Annotated in this window: 1 protein-coding gene; it reads left to right on the top strand. The window is 66.7% G+C overall.

Going from position 1 to position 541, the window contains the following annotated elements; all coding sequences use genetic code 11:
* Nucleotides 1–11: 11 nt before the first annotated feature.
* Nucleotides 12–541, top strand: a 530-nt coding sequence (locus A5779_RS23365; protein WP_330220079.1) for an HNH endonuclease signature motif containing protein, incomplete at its 3' end; no start/stop codon positions are given.

Raw genomic sequence — 541 nt, forward strand, 5'->3', positions numbered from 1 at the left:
TGGAATCCCGCATGCCGTGTCTGTGTCGGCGTGAGGACTGCCCGGCCGCACAGCAGCGGGCGGCCGCCGATGCCGCGATGTTGCATGTGCTGGCCGACCAATCCACCGTGAACGGCACCTGTGATGATCCGGGGTATCTGGTCGGCCATGGAATCCTGCCCGCAGAATCCGTGCGGGATCTGGCCGCCACCGGCACGGTCAAACCGGTGCGTATGCCCACCGGGAATGCGGCCGAAGCAGCTGAGTCCGCTGCGGCTGAGCCGCGGTACCGCCCGTCGGTGGCGTTGTCGGAGTTCATCCACTGGCGCGATCTCACCTGCCGGTTCCCCGGTTGTGACGCCCCCGCCGAACGCTGCGACATTGACCACACCGCCCCCTGGCCCGCCGGGCCGACGCACCCGTCGAACACCAAATTATTTTGTCGGGCACACCATTTGGTGAAAACGTTCTGCCCCGGCTGGACTGACCGCCAACTCCCCGACGGCACCATCGAATTCACCACCCCCACCGGACACACCCATGTGACCGAACCCCACGGCGC

Source organism: Mycolicibacterium peregrinum (assembly GCF_001665625.1).
Lineage (GTDB): Bacteria > Actinomycetota > Actinomycetes > Mycobacteriales > Mycobacteriaceae > Mycobacterium > Mycobacterium peregrinum_B.